The sequence below is a fragment of the Pseudaeromonas sp. HNCC25DJ180 genome (genome assembly GCF_055413345.1).
On sequence record NZ_JBVAYF010000055.1, the window covers coordinates 1 to 333 of the forward strand.

Genomic DNA, 333 nt, shown 5'->3' on the forward strand with positions numbered 1-333 from the left:
CAGGGCGGGATCGTACTTTGTTAATGAAATTTGAACGGGCAGATCGTCTGTGATCTAATCGCGTCTCCATGCAGGAGGCGCGCACTATGACGTTGATTGAACACCTTACCCTTGTTGAAGAAACCCGCTCTGACATCAACCGTAAACATGACTTGGTTGATGTCATGTTTCTTGTCATCAGTGCCATCATGAGTGGCGCCGAGGGCTGGCGGGACATAGAGACCTATGGCAATTCAAAGGCGGATTGGCTCCGTCAGTATCGCCCCTTTGCCAATGGTATTCCTCGCCGTCACACCATAGCTCGCATTCTACGCTGCATTGTCATCGATACCT

The 333-nt window shown here is 50.8% G+C and carries 1 protein-coding gene; it reads left to right on the top strand.

Annotated elements, in window-relative coordinates:
* Positions 1-86: 86 nt before the first annotated feature.
* The coding region (locus tag ACZYTD_RS17240) for a transposase family protein (RefSeq protein ID WP_463893931.1) at positions 87-333 on the top strand (247 nt) is incomplete at its 3' end.